The 20,937-nt window shown below is 60.3% G+C and carries 18 protein-coding genes; 6 read left to right on the top strand and 12 right to left on the bottom strand.

Annotated features, from left to right (window positions below; translation table 11 throughout):
• Positions 1-17: 17 nt before the first annotated feature.
• Complete coding sequence (locus V9L13_RS09020; protein WP_338802250.1) at positions 18-326, top strand: hypothetical protein; 309 nt, start codon at positions 18-20, stop codon at positions 324-326.
• A 91-nt stretch (positions 327-417) separates the two neighbouring features.
• On the opposite strand, the gene V9L13_RS09015 is transcribed toward V9L13_RS09020, so the two are convergent.
• Together V9L13_RS09015 and V9L13_RS09010 are read right to left on the bottom strand one after the other, a co-directional pair.
• Positions 418-1,461: an LLM class flavin-dependent oxidoreductase gene (locus V9L13_RS09015; protein WP_027613049.1), complete on the bottom strand. Its 1,044-nt coding sequence runs from the start codon at positions 1,459-1,461 to the stop codon at positions 418-420.
• A gap of 154 nt (positions 1,462-1,615) precedes the next feature.
• Positions 1,616-2,101, bottom strand: coding sequence for a flavin reductase family protein (locus V9L13_RS09010; RefSeq protein ID WP_003225754.1), 486 nt, complete (start codon positions 2,099-2,101; stop codon positions 1,616-1,618).
• Positions 2,102-2,424: 323 nt separating this feature from the next.
• On the opposite strand from V9L13_RS09010, the gene V9L13_RS09005 reads away from it, so the two are divergent.
• Together V9L13_RS09005 and V9L13_RS09000 are read left to right on the top strand one after the other, a co-directional pair.
• Positions 2,425-3,846 carry a cytosine permease gene (locus V9L13_RS09005; protein WP_338802249.1) on the top strand — a complete coding sequence of 474 codons (1,422 nt, stop codon included), beginning with the start codon at positions 2,425-2,427 and terminating at the stop codon, positions 3,844-3,846.
• A gap of 296 nt (positions 3,847-4,142) precedes the next feature.
• A complete protein-coding gene (locus tag V9L13_RS09000; RefSeq protein ID WP_003225750.1) occupies positions 4,143-5,243 on the top strand; it encodes a polyamine ABC transporter substrate-binding protein in 1,101 nt (366 codons plus the stop codon).
• A 368-nt stretch (positions 5,244-5,611) separates the two neighbouring features.
• On the opposite strand, the gene V9L13_RS08995 is transcribed toward V9L13_RS09000, so the two are convergent.
• The 3 genes from V9L13_RS08995 to V9L13_RS08985 form a co-directional block, all read right to left on the bottom strand.
• Positions 5,612-6,583 carry a TerC family protein gene (locus tag V9L13_RS08995; protein ID WP_338802248.1) on the bottom strand — a complete coding sequence of 324 codons (972 nt, stop codon included), beginning with the start codon at positions 6,581-6,583 and terminating at the stop codon, positions 5,612-5,614.
• A gap of 184 nt (positions 6,584-6,767) precedes the next feature.
• Positions 6,768-8,480, bottom strand: a complete 1,713-nt coding sequence (locus V9L13_RS08990) for an amidase (RefSeq protein WP_338802247.1) — start codon at positions 8,478-8,480, stop codon at positions 6,768-6,770.
• Between the two features lie 139 nt (positions 8,481-8,619).
• Complete coding sequence (locus tag V9L13_RS08985) at positions 8,620-9,408, bottom strand: helix-turn-helix transcriptional regulator (protein ID WP_003225744.1); 789 nt, start codon at positions 9,406-9,408, stop codon at positions 8,620-8,622.
• Between the two features lie 84 nt (positions 9,409-9,492).
• On the opposite strand from V9L13_RS08985, the gene V9L13_RS08980 reads away from it, so the two are divergent.
• Entirely contained in the window at positions 9,493-10,491 is a 999-nt protein-coding gene (locus V9L13_RS08980; protein ID WP_103483297.1) for a bile acid:sodium symporter family protein, read from the top strand.
• 100 nt (positions 10,492-10,591) lie between these two features.
• Here the strand turns inward: V9L13_RS08980 and V9L13_RS08975 are convergent, their stop codons facing one another.
• Together V9L13_RS08975 and V9L13_RS08970 are read right to left on the bottom strand one after the other, a co-directional pair.
• A complete protein-coding gene (locus V9L13_RS08975; RefSeq protein WP_003225742.1) occupies positions 10,592-10,786 on the bottom strand; it encodes a PLDc N-terminal domain-containing protein in 195 nt (64 codons plus the stop codon).
• A 54-nt stretch (positions 10,787-10,840) separates the two neighbouring features.
• Positions 10,841-11,455: a response regulator transcription factor gene (locus V9L13_RS08970; RefSeq protein WP_338802246.1), complete on the bottom strand. Its 615-nt coding sequence runs from the start codon at positions 11,453-11,455 to the stop codon at positions 10,841-10,843.
• A gap of 113 nt (positions 11,456-11,568) precedes the next feature.
• Here V9L13_RS08970 and V9L13_RS08965 point away from each other — a divergent pair, with 113 nt between their 5' ends.
• Positions 11,569-13,194, top strand: coding sequence for a hybrid sensor histidine kinase/response regulator (locus tag V9L13_RS08965; RefSeq protein WP_338802245.1), 1,626 nt, complete (start codon positions 11,569-11,571; stop codon positions 13,192-13,194).
• 2 nt (positions 13,195-13,196) lie between these two features.
• On the opposite strand, the gene yecR is transcribed toward V9L13_RS08965, so the two are convergent.
• The 4 genes from yecR to V9L13_RS08945 all read right to left on the bottom strand — a co-directional run bounded on the left by yecR (position 13,197) and on the right by V9L13_RS08945 (position 16,905).
• Positions 13,197-13,505: a YecR family lipoprotein gene (yecR, locus tag V9L13_RS08960; RefSeq protein ID WP_003225737.1), complete on the bottom strand. Its 309-nt coding sequence runs from the start codon at positions 13,503-13,505 to the stop codon at positions 13,197-13,199.
• A gap of 33 nt (positions 13,506-13,538) precedes the next feature.
• On the bottom strand, positions 13,539-13,853 hold the full coding sequence (locus tag V9L13_RS08955; protein ID WP_003225735.1) for a hypothetical protein: 315 nt from the start codon (positions 13,851-13,853) through the stop codon (positions 13,539-13,541).
• A 506-nt stretch (positions 13,854-14,359) separates the two neighbouring features.
• Complete coding sequence (locus tag V9L13_RS08950) at positions 14,360-15,532, bottom strand: cystathionine gamma-synthase (RefSeq protein ID WP_338802244.1); 1,173 nt, start codon at positions 15,530-15,532, stop codon at positions 14,360-14,362.
• On the bottom strand, positions 15,529-16,905 hold the full coding sequence (locus V9L13_RS08945) for a pyridoxal-phosphate dependent enzyme (RefSeq protein ID WP_338802243.1): 1,377 nt from the start codon (positions 16,903-16,905) through the stop codon (positions 15,529-15,531). Before V9L13_RS08945 ends, V9L13_RS08950 begins: the two co-directional genes overlap by 4 nt.
• A gap of 392 nt (positions 16,906-17,297) precedes the next feature.
• Between V9L13_RS08945 and metE the strand changes: the two genes are divergently transcribed.
• Positions 17,298-19,586, top strand: a complete 2,289-nt coding sequence (metE, locus tag V9L13_RS08940) for a 5-methyltetrahydropteroyltriglutamate--homocysteine S-methyltransferase (RefSeq protein ID WP_338802242.1) — start codon at positions 17,298-17,300, stop codon at positions 19,584-19,586.
• Positions 19,587-19,709: 123 nt separating this feature from the next.
• Here metE and V9L13_RS08935 read toward each other — a convergent pair whose 3' ends face one another.
• Positions 19,710-20,645 carry a Ppx/GppA family phosphatase gene (locus V9L13_RS08935; RefSeq protein ID WP_003225729.1) on the bottom strand — a complete coding sequence of 312 codons (936 nt, stop codon included), beginning with the start codon at positions 20,643-20,645 and terminating at the stop codon, positions 19,710-19,712.
• Between the last annotated feature and the right edge of the window lie 292 nt (positions 20,646-20,937).

Here is a 20,937-nt window from a genome sequence, read left to right as displayed (position 1 = left end):
CGTTAAAAGAACTGTCGATGCCTATAACAAGTAAATCAATAATCAGCTTGCTATTTAAATGCCATGACTGGGTGGGGGTGGGTCTAATGCTCGCAGCACTACTCAATGGCTACTTTCAGTTCAATGGCAGTTGGGGGCGTTTTTTTACGATACTTGCTGTTCAGTTATGGTTTGCTCAAGGTGTTTATAACTATTTAAGAGGGGCAACGGTTGCCATTGCACCCGGTGGATTAGGCAGGGATGCTGACCCCGCCGGGCGGGCGGTATTGGCAAGTTTTGCGTTCTTTTTATATGCGATATTTTTCTTTGCGGATTATCAATGCTGAATTGTTGATTGCAAAGTTTCCTTTGATATTCGAACTGTTTCGGAGACACCTATAAAAAACCGGGCTAATGCCCGGTTTTTTACAAGTCAGCTCAGCGAAACGCCGGCACCACATCCCTGATAAACAACTCCAACGACTTCTTCTTCTCCGCATGCGGCAGACTGTTGTCACACCAGAAACTAAACTCATCCACCCCAAGTTCCTGGTAATACTTGATCCGCGGAATAATCTCCTCCGGCGTACCAATCATCGCCGTCTTGTGCAGGCTCTCCAGTTCAAACTCCGGACGCCCGGCAAACTTCTCTTCAGGGCTTGGGGCAAGGAAGCCGTTGACCGGCACCTCCTTGTTGCCAAACCACGCATCGAAGGTGCGATAGAACCGTGAGATCGCTTTCGCGCCAACTTTCCAGCCTTCTGGGTCGTCAGCCGAGTGCACATGGGTGTGGCGCAGCACCATCAGTTGTGGACGCGGTACGTCTGGGTTGTTGTCCAGCGCGGTCTGGAATTTGTTTTTCAGGTCGACGACTTCTTCGTCACCTTTCATCAACGGTGTGACCATCACGTTGCAGCCGTTGGCCACGGCGAAGTTGTGCGAATCCGGGTCGCGGGCGGCGATCCACATCGGTGGGTTGGGCTTCTGAATCGGCTTCGGCACGCTGGTCGAGGTCGGGAATTTCCAGATGTCGCCGTCGTGGGCGTAGTCGCCTTGCCACAGGGCGCGGACCACCGGGACCATTTCGCGCAGGGCCTGGCCGCCGCTGGAGGCGGGCATGCCGCCGGCCATGCGATCGAATTCGACCTGATAGGCGCCGCGCGCCAGGCCGACTTCCATGCGTCCGTTGCTGATGACGTCGAGCAGCGCGCATTCACCAGCGACCCGCAGTGGGTGCCAGAACGGCGCGATGATGGTGCCGGCGCCGAGGTGGATGGTGGTGGTTTTGGCGGCGAGGTAGGCCAGCAGCGGCATCGGGCTTGGCGAGATGGTGTATTCCATCGCGTGGTGTTCGCCGATCCACACGGTGCTGAAACCGCCGGCCTCGGCCATCAGGGTCAGTTCGGTCAGATCTTCGAACAGTTGGCGGTGGCTGACGCTTTCGTCCCAGCGTTCCATGTGGATGAACAGGGAAAATTTCATGACGCTTCCTCGGGTCTTTTATTGTTGTGGCTACAAGACTGTGTGGGAGGGGGCTTGCTCCCGAAAGCGGTGGATCAATCGACATCTCTGGTGGCTGACACATCGCTTTCGGGAGCAAGCCCCCTCCCACAGTTGATTTGTGTAGGGCTGACGATCAGGCCAGAACGGGCAGGGCGCCCATCTTGCCGTGGCAATACACCAGCGGCCCGGTGTGCTGCTCCGGGACGATCAGGTTCTTCACCGCACCGACCATGATCGCGTGATCACCACCTTCATATTCGCGCCACAACTCACACTCGATGATAGCCGTCGCATTGGCCAGGATCGGGTTGCCCAGCTCGCTCAACGTCCACTCGATGCCCTGCGCCTTGTCTTTGCCTTTACGGGCGAAGGCGTAGGCTTCGCTTTGCTGGCCGCCGGACAGGACGTGGATCGCGAAGCGCTTGTTCTTGATCAGCACAGGGTAGGAGTCGGAGCTGTAGTTGGGGCAGAACAGCACCAGGGCTGGGTCCATCGACAGTGAACTGAAGGCGCTGGCGGTGAGGCCGACGATCTGGCCGTCATCGTCCAGCGTGGTGATGACAGTGACGCCGGACGGAAACGAGCCCATGACTTGTTTGTAGATGGCAGCATCGATCATTGGACGGTCCTCGGGTGTTGTGACGCGATTTTTATGTACTTGTTGGTCTGATGGTATACCAGTATTTTTTCTTTGCAAGGGCTTTTAGGCTGAACCGATAAACGTGGTGCTTTCGTCGGAAACTCAGCATTTATTGGGCTTGTGGCTGGCCTGAAGGCTGCAGTATCAGTGAGGATGGCGGATCAGATAGCGCTGTAAACTACGGATCAGTCTTGTGAAATGTTTGGAATACCATAATATGGTCTTCATCTGAGGGGCGACCCAGAGACCCCCCGGTTTGGCTTCATACAAAGATAAGAACAGACAAACTCGAGTTCATGCATATGTCCCAGATGTCCCGGCAAGATCCGTTGATCGAGAATCACACGGTCGACTACGTCCCACTCGCGGAACGCCACGGGAAGGCCCGCGACCTTTTCACCTTATGGTTCAGCACCAACATCGCGCCACTGCCCATCGTCACCGGCGCCATGGTGGTTCAGGTGTTCCATCTCGACTTGCTTTGGGGGCTGCTGGCGATTGCGCTGGGGCACCTGATCGGCGGGGTGGTGATCGCTCTGGCGTCGGCGCAAGGCCCGCGCATGGGCATTCCGCAAATGGTCCAGAGTCGTGGCCAGTTCGGGCGTTACGGCGCACTGCTGATCGTGTTTTTTGCGGCGCTGATCTACATCGGTTTCTTCATTTCCAACATCGTGCTTGCCGGTAAATCGATTGTCGGTATCGCACCGTCGGTACCGGCGCCGCTGAGCATTCTGATTGGCGCACTGGCGGCCACGGCGATTGGTGTGATCGGCTACAACTTCATCCATACACTGAACCGCATCGGCACCTGGGTGATGGGCAGCGCGCTGCTCGCCGGTTTCATTTACATCTTCGCTCACGACTTGCCGGCAGACTTCCTGACGCGCGGCAGTTTCAACCTGTCGGGCTGGCTGGCGACGGTGTCGCTGGGGATCATCTGGCAGATCAGCTTCTCGCCGTATGTGTCCGACTATTCGCGTTACCTGCCGGCGGATATCGGTATCGCCAAACCGTTCTGGGCCACTTACCTGGGCGCGACGCTGGGCACGATTCTGTCGTTCAGCTTTGGCGCCGTTGCGGTGCTGGCAACGCCGGAAGGCACCGAGGCGATGGTGGCGGTCAAGCAGTCCACCGGGTGGCTGGGGCCGATTCTGATGGTGCTGTTTTTGCTCAATATCATCAGCCACAACGCGCTGAATCTGTACGGCGCGGTGCTGTCGATCATCACCTCGATCCAGACCTTCGCCAGCCAGTGGACGCCAAGCATCAAGGTGCGCGTGGTGTTGTCGAGCGTGGTGCTGGCGGCTTGTTGCGTGGTGGCGCTCGGTGCTTCGGCGGATTTCATTTCGCAGTTCATCGGGCTGATTCTGGCGTTGCTGCTGGTGCTGGTGCCGTGGGCGTCGATCAACCTGATCGACTTCTATCTGATCAAGCGCGGCAGCTATGACATCAGCTCGATTTTCCGCGCGGACGGCGGCATTTACGGGCGCTTCAATCTGCACGCGATCATTGCCTACTTCATCGGCATCATTGTGCAGCTGCCGTTCGCCAATACCTCGCTGTACGTCGGGCCGTACGCCAATCTGGTGGACGGTGCGGATCTGTCGTGGCTGTTTGGCCTGGTGGTGACAGTGCCGCTGTATTACTGCCTCGCCACACGCGGGCAGATGCAGAAGCAACGTGGCGAGGGGATTTATCCCCGATCGGCTGCGAAGCAGTCGTGAAAACAGCGAGTGCGGCCCTCTTTGAGATGTAAAGGGGGCCGCTTCGCGCCCCATCGGGGATGAATCCCCTCGCCACAAGTGATCCTCGCCCTGCCTCCGCATTCGTGTGGTCATTCATATTGGCCATTTCGATCCCCTTTTGGCCCATCCCCCACTGTGCCGCGACCCCGCGGTCGGCAAGAATCAAAGCCACAACGAAACGCTGGACCTTCCTTGCCCTTGGCTACCTTTACAGCCGCTGCCGTGTACAGAACATAAAAACCATCGATCTCACGTCGCAATCCGGGGAAACAACCATGGTCACGATGAAACGCATTCTGGGTGCCACCGTTTGTGGGCTGACGCTGCTGGCCAGCGCGGTACACGCCGAACAGCGCGAGCTGCGGGTCTACAACTGGGCGGATTACATCCTGCCGTCGGTACCCAAGGATTTCGCCGCGAAGACCGGCATCAAAGTGACCTGGGACACCTTCGACACCAACGAATCGCTGGAGGCCAAGTTGCTCACCGGCAACTCCGGCTACGACCTGGTGGTGCCGTCGAACCAGTTCATCGACACCCAGATCAAGGCCGGCGTGTTCCAGAAACTCGACAAGTCGAAACTGCCGAACTGGAGCCACCAGGATCCGGCGCTGCTCAAGTTGCTCGACGCCAACGACCCAGGCAACCAGTATGGCGTGCCCTACATGTACGGCACGGTGCTGATCGGTTTCAACCCGGCCAAGGTCAAGGCCGCGCTTGGCGACAACGCGCCGGTGGACAGCTGGGATCTGGTGTTCAAACCGGAGAACATGGAGAAGCTCAAATCCTGCGGCGTAGCGATGCTCGATTCGCCGTCGGAAATCCTCCCGCTGGCCCTGCATTACCTCGGCCTCGACCCGAACAGCCAGAACCCGGCCGACTATGAAAAGGCCAAGGATCTGATGCTGAAGATTCGCCCGTACGTGACCTACTTCAACTCGGCCAAGTACATGACCGACATCGCCAATGGCGACATCTGCGTGGCCATCGGCTATTCCGGCAGCTTCTACCAGTTCGGTAACCGCGCGAAAGAGGCGGGCAACGGTGTGGTGGTTGACTGGCGCCTGCCGAAGGAAGGCGCGCCGATCTGGTTCGATACTTTCGCGATTCCGAAGAGCGCGAAGAATGTCGAAGAGGCGCATGAATTCCTAAACACCTTGCTCGATCCAAAAGTCATTGCGCCGATCAGCGACTTCCTCGGCTACCCGAACGTGAACAAGGATTCGATGCCGCTGGTGAACAAAGACATCACCGGCAACCCGAACCTGACGCCGACCAGCGAAGCGCTGAAAACCCTGTACGTGGTCCAGCCACTGCCGCAAAAACTCGAACGTGTACGCACGCGGGTGTGGACCAGCATCAAATCCGACAAGTAGCCGCACACCCTCTGGAGGAGTGAGCCTGCTCGCAAAGGCGCAGGATCAGGCAACATGGATGCTGAATGTGCTGGCCCCTTCGTGAGCAAGCCCACTCCCACCCTTTGATCTCGGCCAGCCCCGGCTCCTCCATCCACTGACTATCACCTGTGGGAGCGGGCTTGCTCGCGAAGGCGTCGGGTCAGGCAACATGGATGCTGAATGTGCCGGCCCCTTCGTGAGTAAGCCCACTCCCACCCATTGATCTCGGCCAGCCCCGGCTTCTCCATCCACCAACTATCACCTGTGGGAGCGGGCTTGCTCGCGAAGGCGTCTGATCCGCCGACACCTTTATTGAATGTCGCACCGCATTGTGAGCAGGCTCACTCCTACAGGTTTTGTGGCGCGTTTTTACTCATCACCAGACTCAACACCACCGACCCCAGTATCACCCCACCGACCACCGCCAGCGACCACTCCACCGGCATGTGAAACCACGGCATCAGCGTCATCTTGCCGCCGATGAACACCAGCACAATCGCCAGTCCGTACTTGAGTAGATGAAAGCGGTCGGCCATGTCTGCCAGTAGGAAGTACAGCGCGCGCAGGCCCATGATCGCGAAGATGTTCGAGGTGAAGACAATGAACGGATCGGTAGTGACCGCGAAGATCGCCGGGATGCTGTCGACCGCGAACATCAGGTCGCTGGCCTCGATCAGCACCAGCACCAGGAACATCGGCGTCGCCCAGCGCACGCCGTTCTGCCGCACGAAAAAGCGTTCGCCATGAAAGCCCTGAGTGATCCGCATGTGCCCGCGCACCCAGCGCAGCAACGGGTTTTTATCGAGGTCCGGTTGTTGCTCGGCGAACATCAGCATCTTGATCCCGGTAAAGATCAGAAATGCGCCGAAGGCATACAGCAGCCACTCGAACTGCGACACCAGCCACACCCCGGCGAAGATCATCGCTGCGCGCATCACGATTGCCCCGAGTACGCCATACAACAGCACCCGCCGTTGCAATTCCGGTGGCACGGCGAAGTAGCTGAAGATCATCACGAAGACGAACATGTTGTCGATCGACAGCGACTGCTCGATCAAATAACCGGTGAGGAATTCCAGTGTCTTGCGCTGCGCAATCTCGGCGCCGAACTCGCCGTGCAAATACCACCTGAGCAAGCCGGCGAAAGCCATGGCCAGTGCGCACCAGGCGATCACCCAACAGGACGCTTCCCGCACTGAAACGCGGTGCGCCTTGCGTCCGCCGAAAACGAACAGGTCCAGCGCAAGCATGGCGAGGACGAAGACGATAAACGCGCCCCACATCCACGGTTCGCCGATATTGATGTTGGTGGTTGGCATGGCTGGCTCCCTGCTTTTATTGAATGAGGGTCAGGCAGGGCCATGCTAGCGGCGAGTTTGGTTGTAAGAAAAATCGCTTATTCCTGAGCAACAGTTCGGGAAAAGCGAAGTGTCGCGATCAGGGAGTGAGAATAGCCGAGACGGGATTGAGACCTTTTACAACCTCAATCCCGCCCGTATTCGCTTACTTGGCGGCAGCCAACGCCGGAGTGCGCGGCGGCACCTGACGTTTCGATCCCGTCGCCTCGAACGCGGAGGCCAGACGCAGCAGATTCGAGTCATCGTAGGCGCGACCGGCGAAGGTCAGGCCGACCGGCATGCCGATGTCGGCCATGATCCCCATTGGTACGGTGACAGTCGGCACGCCGAGATGCCGGATCGCCAGGTTGCCGTTGGCGACCCAGACGCCATTGCTCCAGGCGATGTCCGCCGATTCCGGATTGATATCGGCATCTGCCGGACCAACGTCGGCGTTGGTCGGGAACAGCACCGCGTCGAGTTTCAGTGCATCCATCCAGTCTTCCAGATCGAGCTTGCGGGTCTTTTCCAGGCCGCGCAGGCCGTCCGGCAGGGTCGGGATCTGGTCCCACGGGGCGATGCCGCGTTGGGCCATGCGCACGTATTCGTCCATGCCGGCGGCCAGGTCGCCCTCACGGTTGGGCAGGGTGCCCGGGTCGTGCGGGAAGATCTTCGGCCCGTCGACATCGGCCAGGCGATTGAGCTTCGGATCGCCGTTGGCGCGCAGGAAATCATCGAAGGCCCAGGCCGACAGGTCCCACAGTTCATGATGCAGGAACTCCTTGGAGACGATGCCGCGATTGAACACGGTCGGTGCGCCCGGACGATCGCCTTCGCAGTTGGAAACCAGCGGGAAGTCTACTTCGATGACTTCGGCGCCGGCCGCTTCCAGCGCGGCGCGGGCCTGTTTCCACAGGTCGATCACTGAAGCGCGGGTGTTGATCCGCTGTCCGGTCGGGCCGCCGATGCCCGGCGCTTCGCTGGTGCCGGCTTCAGGATCGGCGTTGATGTACATCTTCGGCACGCCGAGGCGTTTGCCGGCCAGTGCATCGGGTTTCACTGCCAGTTCGGCGTAAGAGGCCGGGCGCACCGAGTCGACGCTCGGGATCGGCACCCACGGCTGCAGGCGCCACAGATCGCCACGGGTGTCAGGGTCTTCCGCGACCACCACGTCGAGCACTTCGAGCAGGTCGGCCATGGTTCGGGCGTACGGCACCACCACGTCCATGGTCGGCGTCAGCGGCCAGTTGCCGCGCACCGAAATCACCCCGCGTGACGGCGTGTAGGCGCACAAACCGTTGTTCGACGCCGGGCCGCGACCACTCGACCAGGTTTCTTCCGCCAGACCGAACGCCGAAAAACTCGCGGCAGTGGCGGTGCCGGCACCGTTGGACGAGCCGGAGGCAAACGGCGCGGTCAGGTAGGCCGCGTTGTACGGACTTTCGGCACGGCCATAGACGCCGCGTTGCATGCCACCATTGGCCATCGGCGGCATATTGGTCTTGCCCAGGCAGATCGCTCCGGCGGCACGCAGGCGTTCGATGGTGAAGGCGTCGCGATGCGCCACCAGATCGGCGAAGGCCGGGCTGCCCGAGGCGGCGGTCAGGCCCTTGACCAGATAGCTATCCTTGGCGGTGTAGGGGATACCGTCGAGCGGGCCGAGGGTTTCGCCCTTGGCGCGGCGTGCATCGGACGCCTGGGCTTCGGCCAGTGCTTCGGGATTGCGTACGACCACGGCGTTCAGTGCAGTGGCGGTGTTCGGGCCGTCATAGGCGTCAATCCGGGCCAGATAGGCCTGCACCAGTTCAACCGCGGTGGTCTGGCCGGCTTCGAGCGCCGCGCGTAATTGAGCAATGGAGACTTCAGTGACTTCGATCATGCTGTTACCGCCGACAGGTTCGCTAAAGGGGTGGGTCATTATGGTTATGGTCGAAACGCATAGAGAATTTCGTATGGACGAAACTCTACCCTGAACTTTGCCGAATGGCATGTGCTAATTCGATAAATATCGACAAAACTCAGCGAAAAAATTCTCCCGGCGTCTCGCCAAACTGTTGCCGGAACGCAGCGATGAACGCCGAGGTCGAGTCATAACCGCAGGCCAGAGCCACGTCGGTGACGCGTTCGCCACGTTCCAGCGGGGTCAGTGCGCCGAGCAATCGCAAGCGCTGACGCCAGGCACGGAAGGTCAGGCCGGTGTCACGTAAAAACAGGCGGCTGAGGGTTTTTTCGGTGACGCCGAATTTGTCGCTCCAGTGCTGCAGCGTGGTCTGCTGTTCCGGATGTTGCTCCAGGCTTTGATAGATCTGTCGCAGACGGCTGTCCTGGGGCAGTGGCAGCATCAGGTCGATCTGCGGCGCCTCGGCCAGTTGATCGAGGATCACCTGGGCCAGGCGGCCATGCGCGCCGCGCTCGTCGTACTCCACCGGGACCAGACTGAACGCGCGAATCAGCTCGCGCAACAGGTCGCTGACGCCCAACACATGACAACGTTCAAGCGCCCAGCCGGCCACGCTGCAGTCGATGTACAGGCTGCGCATTTCCGTGTGCGGCGAGCTGAACACACGGTGCGGTACGCCCGCCGGAATCCACACCGCGCGCTCCGGTGGGGCAACGAAGCGTCCAGCGCCGGTCTGCACTTCGAGCACGCCCTGAATCGCGTACGACAATTGCACCCACGGGTGACTGTGGCGCCGGGTCAGTGCACGATTGGGCAGCGATTCGGTGCGCCCGTATAGAGGACGCGGCAGGCTGGGCAGTCCGGGAATGCTGCGCCGGAAGCTTTTCTCATGTCCTTTAGGCGGCATCTGTTGGCTCTTCGGCGTTAGTCGGTAATTCCCACTCACGTTAGAGTCGCATTCACGTACTGGCAACCCCCGGATGAGCAAACCATGACCCGCCCAAGATTCCTGCCCGACAACTTCACCCTGACCCTGATCAGCGTCGTGCTGCTGGCCAGTTTCCTGCCGGCCAGCGGGCAGGTCGCGGTGGGGTTTGGCTGGCTGACCAACATTGCCATCGCGCTGCTGTTCTTCCTCCACGGCGCCAAACTTTCGCGTGAATCAATCATTGCCGGCGCCGGCCACTGGCGCCTGCATCTGCTGGTGTTCGGTCTGACCTTTGTGCTGTTCCCGATCCTCGGCCTGGCATTGAAACCGCTGTTGTCTCCGCTGATCGGCGACAAGCTGTACATGGGCATGCTCTACCTCTGCGCGTTGCCCGCCACCGTGCAGTCGGCGATTGCCTTCACCTCGCTGGCCCGAGGCAATATCCCGGCGGCGATCTGCAGTGCGGCGGCCTCGAGCCTGTTCGGGATCTTCCTCACGCCGTTACTGGTGACCCTGTTGTTGAACGTACACGGCGATGGTGGCTCGACCCTGGATGCAATTCTGAAGATCAGCGTGCAACTGCTGCTGCCGTTCATTGCCGGGCAGATCGCTCGGCGCTGGATCGGTGCGTGGGTCGGACGCAACAAGAACTGGCTGAAGTTTGTCGATCAGGGTTCGATTCTGCTGGTGGTCTACAGCGCGTTCAGCGAGGCGGTCAACGAAGGCATCTGGCATCAGATTCCGGTGGTCGATCTGCTGGGGTTGGTGGTGGTCTGCTGCATCCTGCTGGCGCTGGTGCTGCTGGCGTCGACCCTGCTGGGCAAGGCGTTCGGCTTCAGTCAGGAGGACCGCATCACCATTCTGTTCTGCGGTTCGAAAAAGAGCCTGGCCACCGGCGTGCCGATGGCGCAGGTGTTGTTTGCCGGCAGCACCATCGGCGTGTTGATTCTGCCGCTGATGCTGTTCCATCAGATTCAGCTGATGGTTTGTGCGGTGCTGGCGCAGCGTTATGCCAAACGGCCGGAATCGGTGCCGGAGTTGATGGCGCAGGTTGATCCATAAACACTGCTTCCCTGTAGGAGCTGCCGAAGGCTGCGATCTTTTGACTTTCAAGATCAAAAGATCGCAGCCTTCGGCAGCTCCTACAGTGGATTTTGTTGTGTCAATCCTGAGTAACGTGTTTCGGCCCGGCCAGTGCCCAGGCAATCAGGCCAAACAACGGCACGAACACGATGGCGATAATCCACACGCCTTTGTTGCTGCCTTTACCGGCGCTTTTGCGCACCCGGTTGATCGCCCACAATTCAATGAGCACAAGAACGACGGCGAGTACGATCCAGACGGGTTCAATTTGCATGGGCTACCTCCTGATGGTCTTTCAGTTAGGTGAGCCTCGGCGCGCAGGGTTCATTTAAATTGCGCCACTGCCTCCCGAATACTTCACCGCCGCGGCTGCCCGCGACGGCACATTGAGTGTGCGCAACAACGACGACACATGGATGCGCACGGTGAACGGCGAAATATCCAGTTCCCGGGCGATTTCCTTGTTGGTCTTGCCTTGGGCGATCAACCGCAGCACATCCTGCTGACGCGGGGTAAGGGCGGTGCCGGTCTCCAGCGGCAACAGCCCGGAAGGCGCAAACCTGACCAACACTTCGCCTTCACGAATCGCCAGAATCGCCTGACCGATCTCATCCGGGGCGATGTTCTTGCCGATGAAACCGTCGATGCCTGCCGCCATCACTTCACCGATCAGCGCCTCGTCGTCGACCATCGACACCACGATCAGCGTGGTGCGCGGCAGTTTTTGGCGCAGCTCGGCGAGTTGGCTGATGCAGGTCAGGCCGGGGAAGCGCAGGTCGAGAATCAGTGTGTCCGGCTCGCTGCCGTCGGGCAGCAAGGCCAGCACGGCGTCGAGGTCGCCGGCTTCTTCGATAGTCGCCCCGGGCAACAGGCGCTGCACGGTGCGCCGCATGGCTTCGCGAAACAACGGGTGATCGTCGGCTATGATGATGCGGCAAGTCATGACGTGACCCTCCCTGGATCAGTGTTGTTTATGGCATGCACCATAGCACCGCGCGCCAGGGTCGCCTGTCGATTGGTGTTGAATCTGACGACTGTTGCACAAGGACGTTGCCCATGAAGTTCGAGAAAAACACCGAACTCGACCAGGCCAATCTGCGGATCATCATCGCCAGCATTGCCATGGTTTACATAGGCGTGCTCGGTGTTTTGCCGGGTCAGCGCTTCGATACTTATCTGCCGGTGGTGATCTACATCGCGCTGTTTCTGCTGGCGTCGATTGTCTTGCGTCAGGCCATTGCAAGCTGGCCGGGGCATTACCCGGCTCGGCGAATATTCGCGATGATCCACGATTACACCGGCACCTGTTTCGGCCTGGTGCTCGGCGGTGAGGCGGCGTTGCCTCTGTACGCAGTGATAATCTGGGTCAACCTCGGAAATGGCATGCGCTACGGCTCGCGTTATCTGGCGATTGCCACGGGGTTGGCGCTGCTGGCGTTGCTGGCGGTCTATCGGTTGACGCCGGTGTGGCAGGCGCAGCCGTACATGGTGCTGATGTTGATGCTCACCAGCACCGTGATCCCGTTCTACGCGCACTTGCTGCTGGAGCGCACGCGCAAGGCGTCGGAAGAAGCCGTCGCGGCCAATCTGGAAAAGTCGCGGTTTCTCGCTCAGGCCAGCCATGATCTGCGCCAGCCGATTCACTCCATCGGCCTGTTTACCGCGTGCCTGCGCGAGTCGCGGCTGGGCGAGCAGGAGCGGCAACTGGTCGACAACATCGACCGTTCGCTGCTCAACGTCTCGCAGTTGTTCCGTTCGATTCTCGACCTCTACACTCTCGACAACGGGCGCATTCTGCCCAGGCTGCAGGTGTTCACTCTCGGCGAGTGGCTGGCCGACCTGATCCGCCAGAACGCCGAGGCCGCGCGCTGGGCCGGCGTGGAGTTGCGCCTGCGCCCGTGCAAACACTGGGTGCAGAGCGATCCGGCGTTGCTCGCGACCATGGTGCAGAACGTGCTTTCCAACTGCTTCAAGTACGGCGCGCAACGCCCGGTGCTGATTGGCGTGCGCAGACGCGGCAGCGGGCTGGCCATCGTGGTTTATGACCGCGGCAACGGCATTGCCGAGGAGCACCTGCCGAAGGTCTTCGAGGAGTTTTATCGGGTGCGTCAGGTGCGCGACAAGGACGTGGAAGGCGTCGGCCTCGGGCTGTCGATCGTCAAGCGTCTGGGGCAGTTGATTGGCGTCGATGTCGCGTTGCGCTCGCAGCTTGGGCGCGGCACGGCGGTCACGCTGTATGGCTTGCCGCTGGCCATGGCACCCCGGTTGCCGGTCAATCGTGACGATGTGCGGCAGGCCGGCCTGTTGACCGGGCTGAAGGTGTGTCTGGTGGAAGATGACCGCAACGTGCTGCTGGCGACGTCCGCGCTGCTGGAGCGCTGGGGCTGCGTGGTGCAGGGCGAGTTGAGCGGACAGGGTCTGGTCACCGATTGCGACATCATCGTCGCCGATTACGATCTGGGAACGCATTCCACGGGTATCGAGTGCATTGACGCTGTGCGGCGCCAGCGTGGTTTTGCGGTGCCGGCGATGATCATCACCGGGCATGACATGGAAAAAATACAGGCGGCCTTGCACGACCGCCAAATTGCCATCCTGTCCAAACCGGTACGCCCGGCCGAGCTGCGCGCGACCTTGCGAACCCTGCGCGACCGGCAAACCGAGCCGGCCGAGCAGGTCTGATTTCAACGCTTGCAGAGGTAGTCCTGAGTGATGGTGGTTTGCAGGCAGTTGAACTGGCCCATGGTGCGGCAGATATTTTTCTCCGAACCGGTCACCTCGGCGTTCTTGTAGCCCCAGGTCTTGCAGCGCTCCATCGCGACAGTCAGGCCTTGAGCGGCGTTGGTCTGGCCGCTTTCGAACTGACCCAATTCGTAGGAGACCTGGACGACACCGTCGTTCTTGCTGCCGCCGGTGGCCTCCCACTGTTTGGGCGTGGCGCAGCCGCTCAGGGCGAGGGCGGTGAGGGTGAGAGTTGCGATCAGGGTTTTCATGATGGAACGTAGTCCTTTACCGGGGATGAGGGATTATTGGAACGGAATCGGTGAGGCGCCTTTCGGCAGGCACGACAGTGGCGGGCTCATGATGCCCATGCTCGCCACGGCGACAATCGCGCCGCTGGGCAACTCGCAGTTGTATTCGCCGGCCGGGGTGTAGGCGGTGTAGTAGGTGAGGGTGCTGTCGCTGCGGATGTTGTCGATTTTCGACACCGGTTTACCGATGACCGTCTGGGCGCGCTCTTTCATGCTGGCTTCGGTGGGCTTGGCGGTCTGGCAGCCGCTGGCGCCAAGCAGCAGAGCGCTGACAATGGCCACTCTGCAGAGGTTGGAATGCAGTTTCATGGTGTTTCTTCCTTGGTGTTGTTCTGATTTCCAGGCACAACGATCCCGCGCACTGCACAGCGGCAATGGTGGGGAGCATCGGGGGTTGCGAGGGAATATAACGCCGGTGGGCGGGGCGGTCGATTAGCACAAATGTGCTAGTGCGGCCCGAGGCGATAGTCGTTTAGCTTCCTTGCAGGCCGGTGCAAAAAAGGAAATCAGTCTAAAAACACCGAGGCGGATCTTGTGGCTTTTGCTAGGCTCAAGGGTGTAGGCGAAGACGCAGACTGATGCGCAAGCGGATAGCAAGGGGACGTGGGGCGCGTTCCGAAGGGTACACGGTTAGAAAGATCTCCGCGCTGAGATCCAGCCCTTATGCCGTGTGAGGCAGCAAAGCACCGCTCTTTTTCCATGGTTGCTTTTGTACTGTGAGAGGCCCGATAAACCTTGTAAGCCAGAGACCAGCACTGGCCGCCTACTCGAACACCAAAGCCCGCATTGCTGCGGGCTTTGTCGTTGTTGCAGGGTCAGATTTTGGTCAGCGCGTACGCCAGATCGGCGCGCAGGTCTTCGAGGTCTTCGACACCCACCGACAGACGCACCAGGCCATCGCCGATACCCAGTTTGGCGCGGGTTTCAGCGGGAATGGTCGCGTGGGTCATGATCGCCGGATGCTCGATCAGGCTTTCAACGCCACCCAGGCTTTCGGCCAGGGCAAAGATCTTCACGTTTTCCAGAAAACGCCGTGCGCCCTCCAGATCACTGTTCAGATCCACCGAGATCATCCCGCCAAAACCATGCATCTGCCGTTTGGCCAACTCATGCTGCGGGTGCGACGGCAGGCCCGGGTAGTAGACACGTTTGACCTGCGGTTGCTGCTCCAGCCACTTGGCCAGTTCCAGCGCGTTGCTGCAATGACGCTCCATGCGCAGCGCCAGGGTTTTTACCCCGCGCAGGGTCAGGAACGCATCGAACGGGCCGGAAATCGCGCCGACCGCGTTCTGCAGGAAGCCGAGTCTGTCCGCCAGTTCGGCATTCTGACCGACCACCGCGATACCACCGATCACATCGGAGTGACCGTTCAGGTACTTGGTGGTCGAGTGCAGCACGATGTCGAAACCCAGCTCCAGCGGACGCTGGATATACGGGCTGGCGAAGGTGTTGTCGGCGACGCTGATGATCCCGCGTGCGCGGCAGATGCGCGCAATCGCAGCCAGATCCGACAGGCTCAGCAGCGGGTTGGTCGGGGACTCGACAATGACCAGACGGGTGTCGTCCTGCAGCGCCGCTTCGAACGCCACCAGGTCAGTCAGATCGACGTAGCTGAAACGGTGCCCGGCACTGCGCTGACGGACCTTGTCGAACAGGCGGAACGTGCCGCCGTACAGGTCATTGCCGGAGATCACGTGCGATCCGGCATCGATCAGTTCGAGGACAGTGGAAATCGTCGCCAGCCCGGAAGCGAAAGCGAACGCCCGGGTGCCACCTTCCAGATCCGCCACACAGCGCTCCAGCGCAAAGCGCGTCGGGTTGTGCGAACGCCCGTAGTCGAAGCCCTTGTGCACGCCGGGGCTGTCTTGCAGGTACGTCGAGTTGGCGTAGATCGGCGGCATCAGCGCGCCGGTGGTCGGGTCCGGCTCTTGCCCGGCGTGGATCACCCGGGTCGCGAAGCCTTGGGATTTATCGTCGTGCTGACTCATGCGAGGGATCTCCGTAATTGGTTGAGCATGTCGGTGCGGGTGATCAGACCGTGGAAGCCCGAGGCGTCGGCGATGATCGCCACCAGGCCGCGACTGAGCACCGATTCCAGCTCAGAGAGGGGCGCACCGGGGGCGAGGGTTTGCAGTTTGTCGGTCATCACGCTGGAGACGGACTGACTGAAGCGCGCAGCGTCTTCGTGCACGGGCAGCAGGATGTCCGATTCGTCGATCACGCCGACCAGTTGTTTGCCTTCAACCAGCACCGGCAGCTGCGAAACGTCCGCCAGACGCATGCGCTGAAACGCGGTCAGCAGGGTGTCGTCGGGGCCGACGCTGATCACGCGGCCATCTTCGAAACGCCGGGCGATCAGATCGCGCAGGTCGCCATAGCGTTTGCGCTGCAACAGGCCCTGATCGGTCATCCACTGATCGTTGTAGACCTTCGACAGATAACGCGTGCCGGTGTCGCAGACGAAGCTGACCACGCGTTTCGGCTCGGTCTGTTCGCGGCAGTAACGCAGCGCGGCGGCGAGCAGGGTACCGGTCGACGAGCCACCGAGAATGCCTTCGGCGCGCAACAACTGACGCGCGTGGTCGAAGCTTTCTTCATCGCTGATCGAGTAGGCGTGGCGCACGCTGCTGAGGTCGGTGATCGACGGAATGAAATCTTCGCCGATGCCTTCTACCGCCCATGAACCGGGGGTGGGCATCGTGCCGTCGCGGCTGTATTGCGCCATCACCGAACCGACCGGGTCGGCGAGAACCATTTCCAGATCCGGTTGCACCCGTTTGAAGAAGCGGCTGAGGCCGGTCAGGGTGCCGGAGGAACCGACACCGACCACGATCGCGTCCAGATCATGCTCGGTCTGCGCCCAGATTTCTGGCGCGGTGCTGCACTCGTGTGCCAGCGGGTTGGCGGGGTTGTTGAACTGGTCGGCGAAAAACGCGCCGGGAATGTCTTTAGCCAGGCGTGCAGCCACGTCCTGGTAATACTCGGGGTGGCCCTTGCCTACATCGGAGCGGGTGATATGCACTTCGGCGCCCATGGCTTTCAAGTGCAGGACTTTCTCGGTGGACATTTTGTCCGGGACGACCAGCACCACGCGGTAGCCTTTGGCGCGGCCGACCAGTGCCAGGCCCAGACCGGTGTTGCCGGCGGTGGCCTCGACGATGGTGCCGCCCGGTTGCAGGCGGCCGTCGCGTTCAGCGGCATCGATCATCGCCAGACCGATGCGGTCCTTGATCGAGCCGCCGGGGTTTTGTGATTCCAGTTTGAGAAACAGTGTGCAGAGGCCGGTATCGAAGCGGGTAACTTGTACCAGCGGCGTATTGCCGATCAGCCCAAGTACGGCAGGGCGTGAATCCTTTGACATTTCTTCACCTCTTGTAGTGGTGTTGATCGCGTTCCATTCGCGGGGAAAAGCTCGCGTGCAACATAGGCTCAGACATGATCTGTCGCAACCTTTAACCGGTCGCGGATACATCCATTTCGATCTAACCATAGAACAGAATCGAAGCCTGCAACGGCGCGGTTTCAGAGGGTTTACATCTAGGCGCCATCGAGTATTCAAAGGGCGTCGTGACTGCGCTCGATCGCTTGATTCGCGCAGGAGTATCCTGCAGGGCAAACCGTGTTTTTAGCGGGAATGCAGTTGATCAATGATCATGAGGGAAACTTGTGATCATCAAGATTAAAATGAGTTTGTCTCACTAGTGCTCGTTCTCGACAATGGCCGCCATCAACAAAACATTGGAGTTGTTTGTCATGGCACTGGCCCATTCCCTCGGATTTCCGCGCATCGGTCGCGACCGCGAACTGAAAAAAGCGCAAGAGGCGTTCTGGAAAGGAGAACTGAACGAGGCCGGCCTGCGTGAAGTGGGTCGCGAGTTGCGCAAGGCCCACTGGGCGTTGCAGAAGAACGCCGGGATCGAGCTGCTGCCGGTGGGGGATTTTGCCTGGTACGACCAGGTGCTGACCCATTCGCTGATGTTCGGGGTGATCCCCGAGCGTTTCCGTCCGCACGATGGCAAGGCCAGCCTGCAGACCCTGTTCAGCATGGCCCGTGGCGTCAGCGACAGCTGCTGCGGCGGTGCACACGCGCAGGAAATGACCAAGTGGTTCGACACCAACTACCACTATCTGGTCCCGGAATTCAGCGTTGATCAACAATTCCAGCTCGGTTGGGAACAGTTGTTCGAAGAAGTCGAAGAAGCCCGCGCCTTGGGGCATAACGTCAAACCGGTGATCATCGGCCCGCTGACGTACCTGTGGCTGGGCAAGGCCAAAGGCGCCGAGTTCGACAAGCTGGAACTGCTCGATCGCCTGCTGCCGCTGTACGGGCAGATCTTCGCGCGGCTGGCCGCCCTCGGTGTGGAATGGGTGCAGATCGACGAGCCGATTCTGGTGCTCGATCTGCCGCAGGAGTGGAAGAACGCTTTCGAGCGTGCCTACAACCAGATCCAGCGTGATCCGCTGAAGAAACTGCTCGCCACCTACTTCGGTGGTCTGGAAGAAAACCTCGGTCTGGCCGCCAATCTGCCGGTCGATGGCCTGCACATCGATCTGGTGCGTGCAGCGGAACAGTATCCGACCATCCTTGATCGCCTGCCGACCTACAAAGTGTTGTCGCTGGGTGTGGTCAACGGCCGCAACGTCTGGCGCTGCGATCTGGAACATGCGCTGGCGACTTTGCAGCACGCACATGAGCGTCTGGGTGATCGCCTGTGGGTCGCGCCGTCCTGCTCGTTGCTGCACAGCCCGGTGGATCTGGGCCGCGAAGACAAACTCGATGCCGAGCTGAAAAGCTGGCTGGCGTTTGCCGTGCAGAAGTGCGAGGAAGTCGCCGTGCTGGCGCAGGCGGTCAACCAGCCGGAAGCGCCGAAAGTGCTGCGCGCCTTGGCCCAAAGTCGCTCGGTGCAGACCAGTCGCGCCGCCTCGCCACGCATTCATAAACCGGCGGTGCAGGCCCGTGTGGCGGCCATTACCGCGCAGGACAGTCAGCGCCAATCGCCATTTACCCAGCGCATTGCCCAGCAACGCGCCGGTCTTGATCTGCCGCTGTTTCCGACCACGACTATCGGTTCGTTCCCGCAAACCGCGTCGATCCGTCTGGCGCGGCAGTCGTTCAAGCTAGGCAAACTGAGCGAAGCCGAATACACCGAAGCCATGTACAGCGAAATTCGCCACGCCGTGCAAATCCAGGAACAGTTGGGCCTTGATGTGCTGGTGCACGGAGAAGCCGAGCGCAACGACATGGTCGAGTACTTCGCCGAGCAACTCGACGGCTATGCGTTCACCCGTTTTGGCTGGGTACAGAGCTACGGTTCGCGCTGCGTGAAACCGGCGGTGATCTTCGGTGATTTGAGCCGTCCGCAAGCCATGACCGTGGAGTGGATTCGCTACGCGCAGGGCCTGACCGGCAAGGTCATGAAAGGCATGCTGACGGGACCTGTGACCATGCTGATGTGGTCGTTCCCGCGCGAAGATGTGTCCCGTGAAGTGCAGGCGCGGCAACTGGCGCTGGCGCTCCGTGACGAAGTGGTGGATCTGGAAGCCGCCGGGATCAGGATCGTGCAGATCGACGAAGCCGCATTTCGCGAAGGTCTGCCGCTGCGCCGCGCGCAATGGCAGCACTATCTGGACTGGGCAACCGAAGCGTTCCGCCTATGTGCCTCCGGTGTACGCGATGAAACGCAGATCCATACGCACATGTGCTACAGCGAGTTCAATGATGTGATCGAGTCCATCGCGGCGATGGACGCCGACGTGATCACCATCGAAACCTCGCGCTCGGACATGGAACTGCTGGAGGCGTTCGAGGCCTTCGATTACCCGAACGAGATCGGCCCAGGCGTCTACGACATTCACTCGCCACGGGTGCCGGATGCTTCGGAGATGGCCAACCTGCTGCGCAAGGCGGCGCAGCGGATTCCGGCGGAGCGGTTGTGGGTCAATCCGGATTGCGGCTTGAAAACCCGTGGCTGGCCGGAGACAGAAGCGGCGCTGGTGCACATGGTTGCCGCTGCCCGGCAGTTGCGCAAAGAACTGGCGTAAAGCGCTAACTCCGTCTCTGTGGGAGCGGGCTTGCTCGCGAAAGCGGAGTGTCAGCTAAATAATTTTCGACTGACACTCCGCCTTCGCGAGCAAGCCCGCTCCCACACTGGAGTGTGTAGGGTGTCAGTGACGGCTCATCAAACCGTGCAACACACCGAGGCGCAGCCCCGGTTCCGACGGCACCATCTGCGAAATCCCAAACACCTTGAACGCCGCCAGCATCAGCACCAGCCCACCGGGCAAAATGCTCTGGCGATGCGGCTGCAAACCTGCCAGTTTCAATTGCTGAACGTTCTTCACTTTCAGCAGCAACAGCGACAAACGCAACAACCCGCCATAGGTAATGCCGTCCTGACCGAAATCGTTCAAGCGATTGGCCTTGAGCACCTTCGCCAGCATCCGCGCCGTGCCGGAGGAACCAATGGTCTGTTGCCAGCCCTGAGCGCGATAGCGGCGGGCGACTTTCTCGAATTGCAGGATCGCCACGCGCTCGGCTTCCTGCAGTGCACCGGGCGCAATGCGTCCGTCAGGGAAATAGCGTGCGCCCAGAGTGCCGCTGCCGATGGCGATGCTTTCGGTGAGTAGCGGCTGCGAACCCTGGCCGAGAATCAGCTCGGTGGAACCACCGCCGATGTCGACCACCAGGCGCATGTCTTCGGCGCCCGGCAGGGTATGGGCGACGCCGGCATAGACCAGTCGCGCCTCTTCATGGCCGGAGATGACGTCGATGCGAAAGCCCAGATGACGTTCGGCACTGTGCAGAAACAACTGTGCATTGTCGGCCTCGCGCACCGCGCTGGTCGCCACTGCCCGCACCTTGCCGGCCTCGAAGCCGCGCAGTTTCTTGCCGAACCGCGCCAGCGCCTGCCAGCCACGATCCAGCGCCATTTCGTCCAGCGCACCGCCATCGAAGCCCTCGGCCAACCGCACCGGTTCACGCAGGGTTTTGACCTCCTGAATCATGAAACCCTTACGACTGCGCACCGACTGACCGATCATCATCCGAAACGCATTCGAACCCAGGTCGATGGCGGCAAACAGCGAGGCGTCTTCTTTCATGGGAATCCCTGCAAAGCATCCGTCGAAGGCTCAAGACGGTTTGCGAGGATTCTGCGGTGCGGTTGATGACATCCTGATGACGGGGCAGGGGCGGTTCAGTGAATTATCGGCTGTCATGACACTGTCATTATCCGGCGACTATCCTGACCCCAATACATCGCGTGTTCTTAAAGTTTTTGCTGCCTCTTTGGGCAGCTTTTTTTTGCCCGCGATTTGGCAATCCCACGCAAGGTTTGCAATCGTGGCCGTCGTCTGGCTAATATACGATCCATATACACTTCGTATCGGAATC

This window comes from Pseudomonas sp. RSB 5.4 (assembly GCF_037126175.1).
Lineage (GTDB): Bacteria > Pseudomonadota > Gammaproteobacteria > Pseudomonadales > Pseudomonadaceae > Aquipseudomonas > Aquipseudomonas fluorescens_H.
The sequence above is the reverse complement of the archived record's forward strand: the minus strand, read 5'-3'. Positions and strand labels throughout refer to the sequence as shown.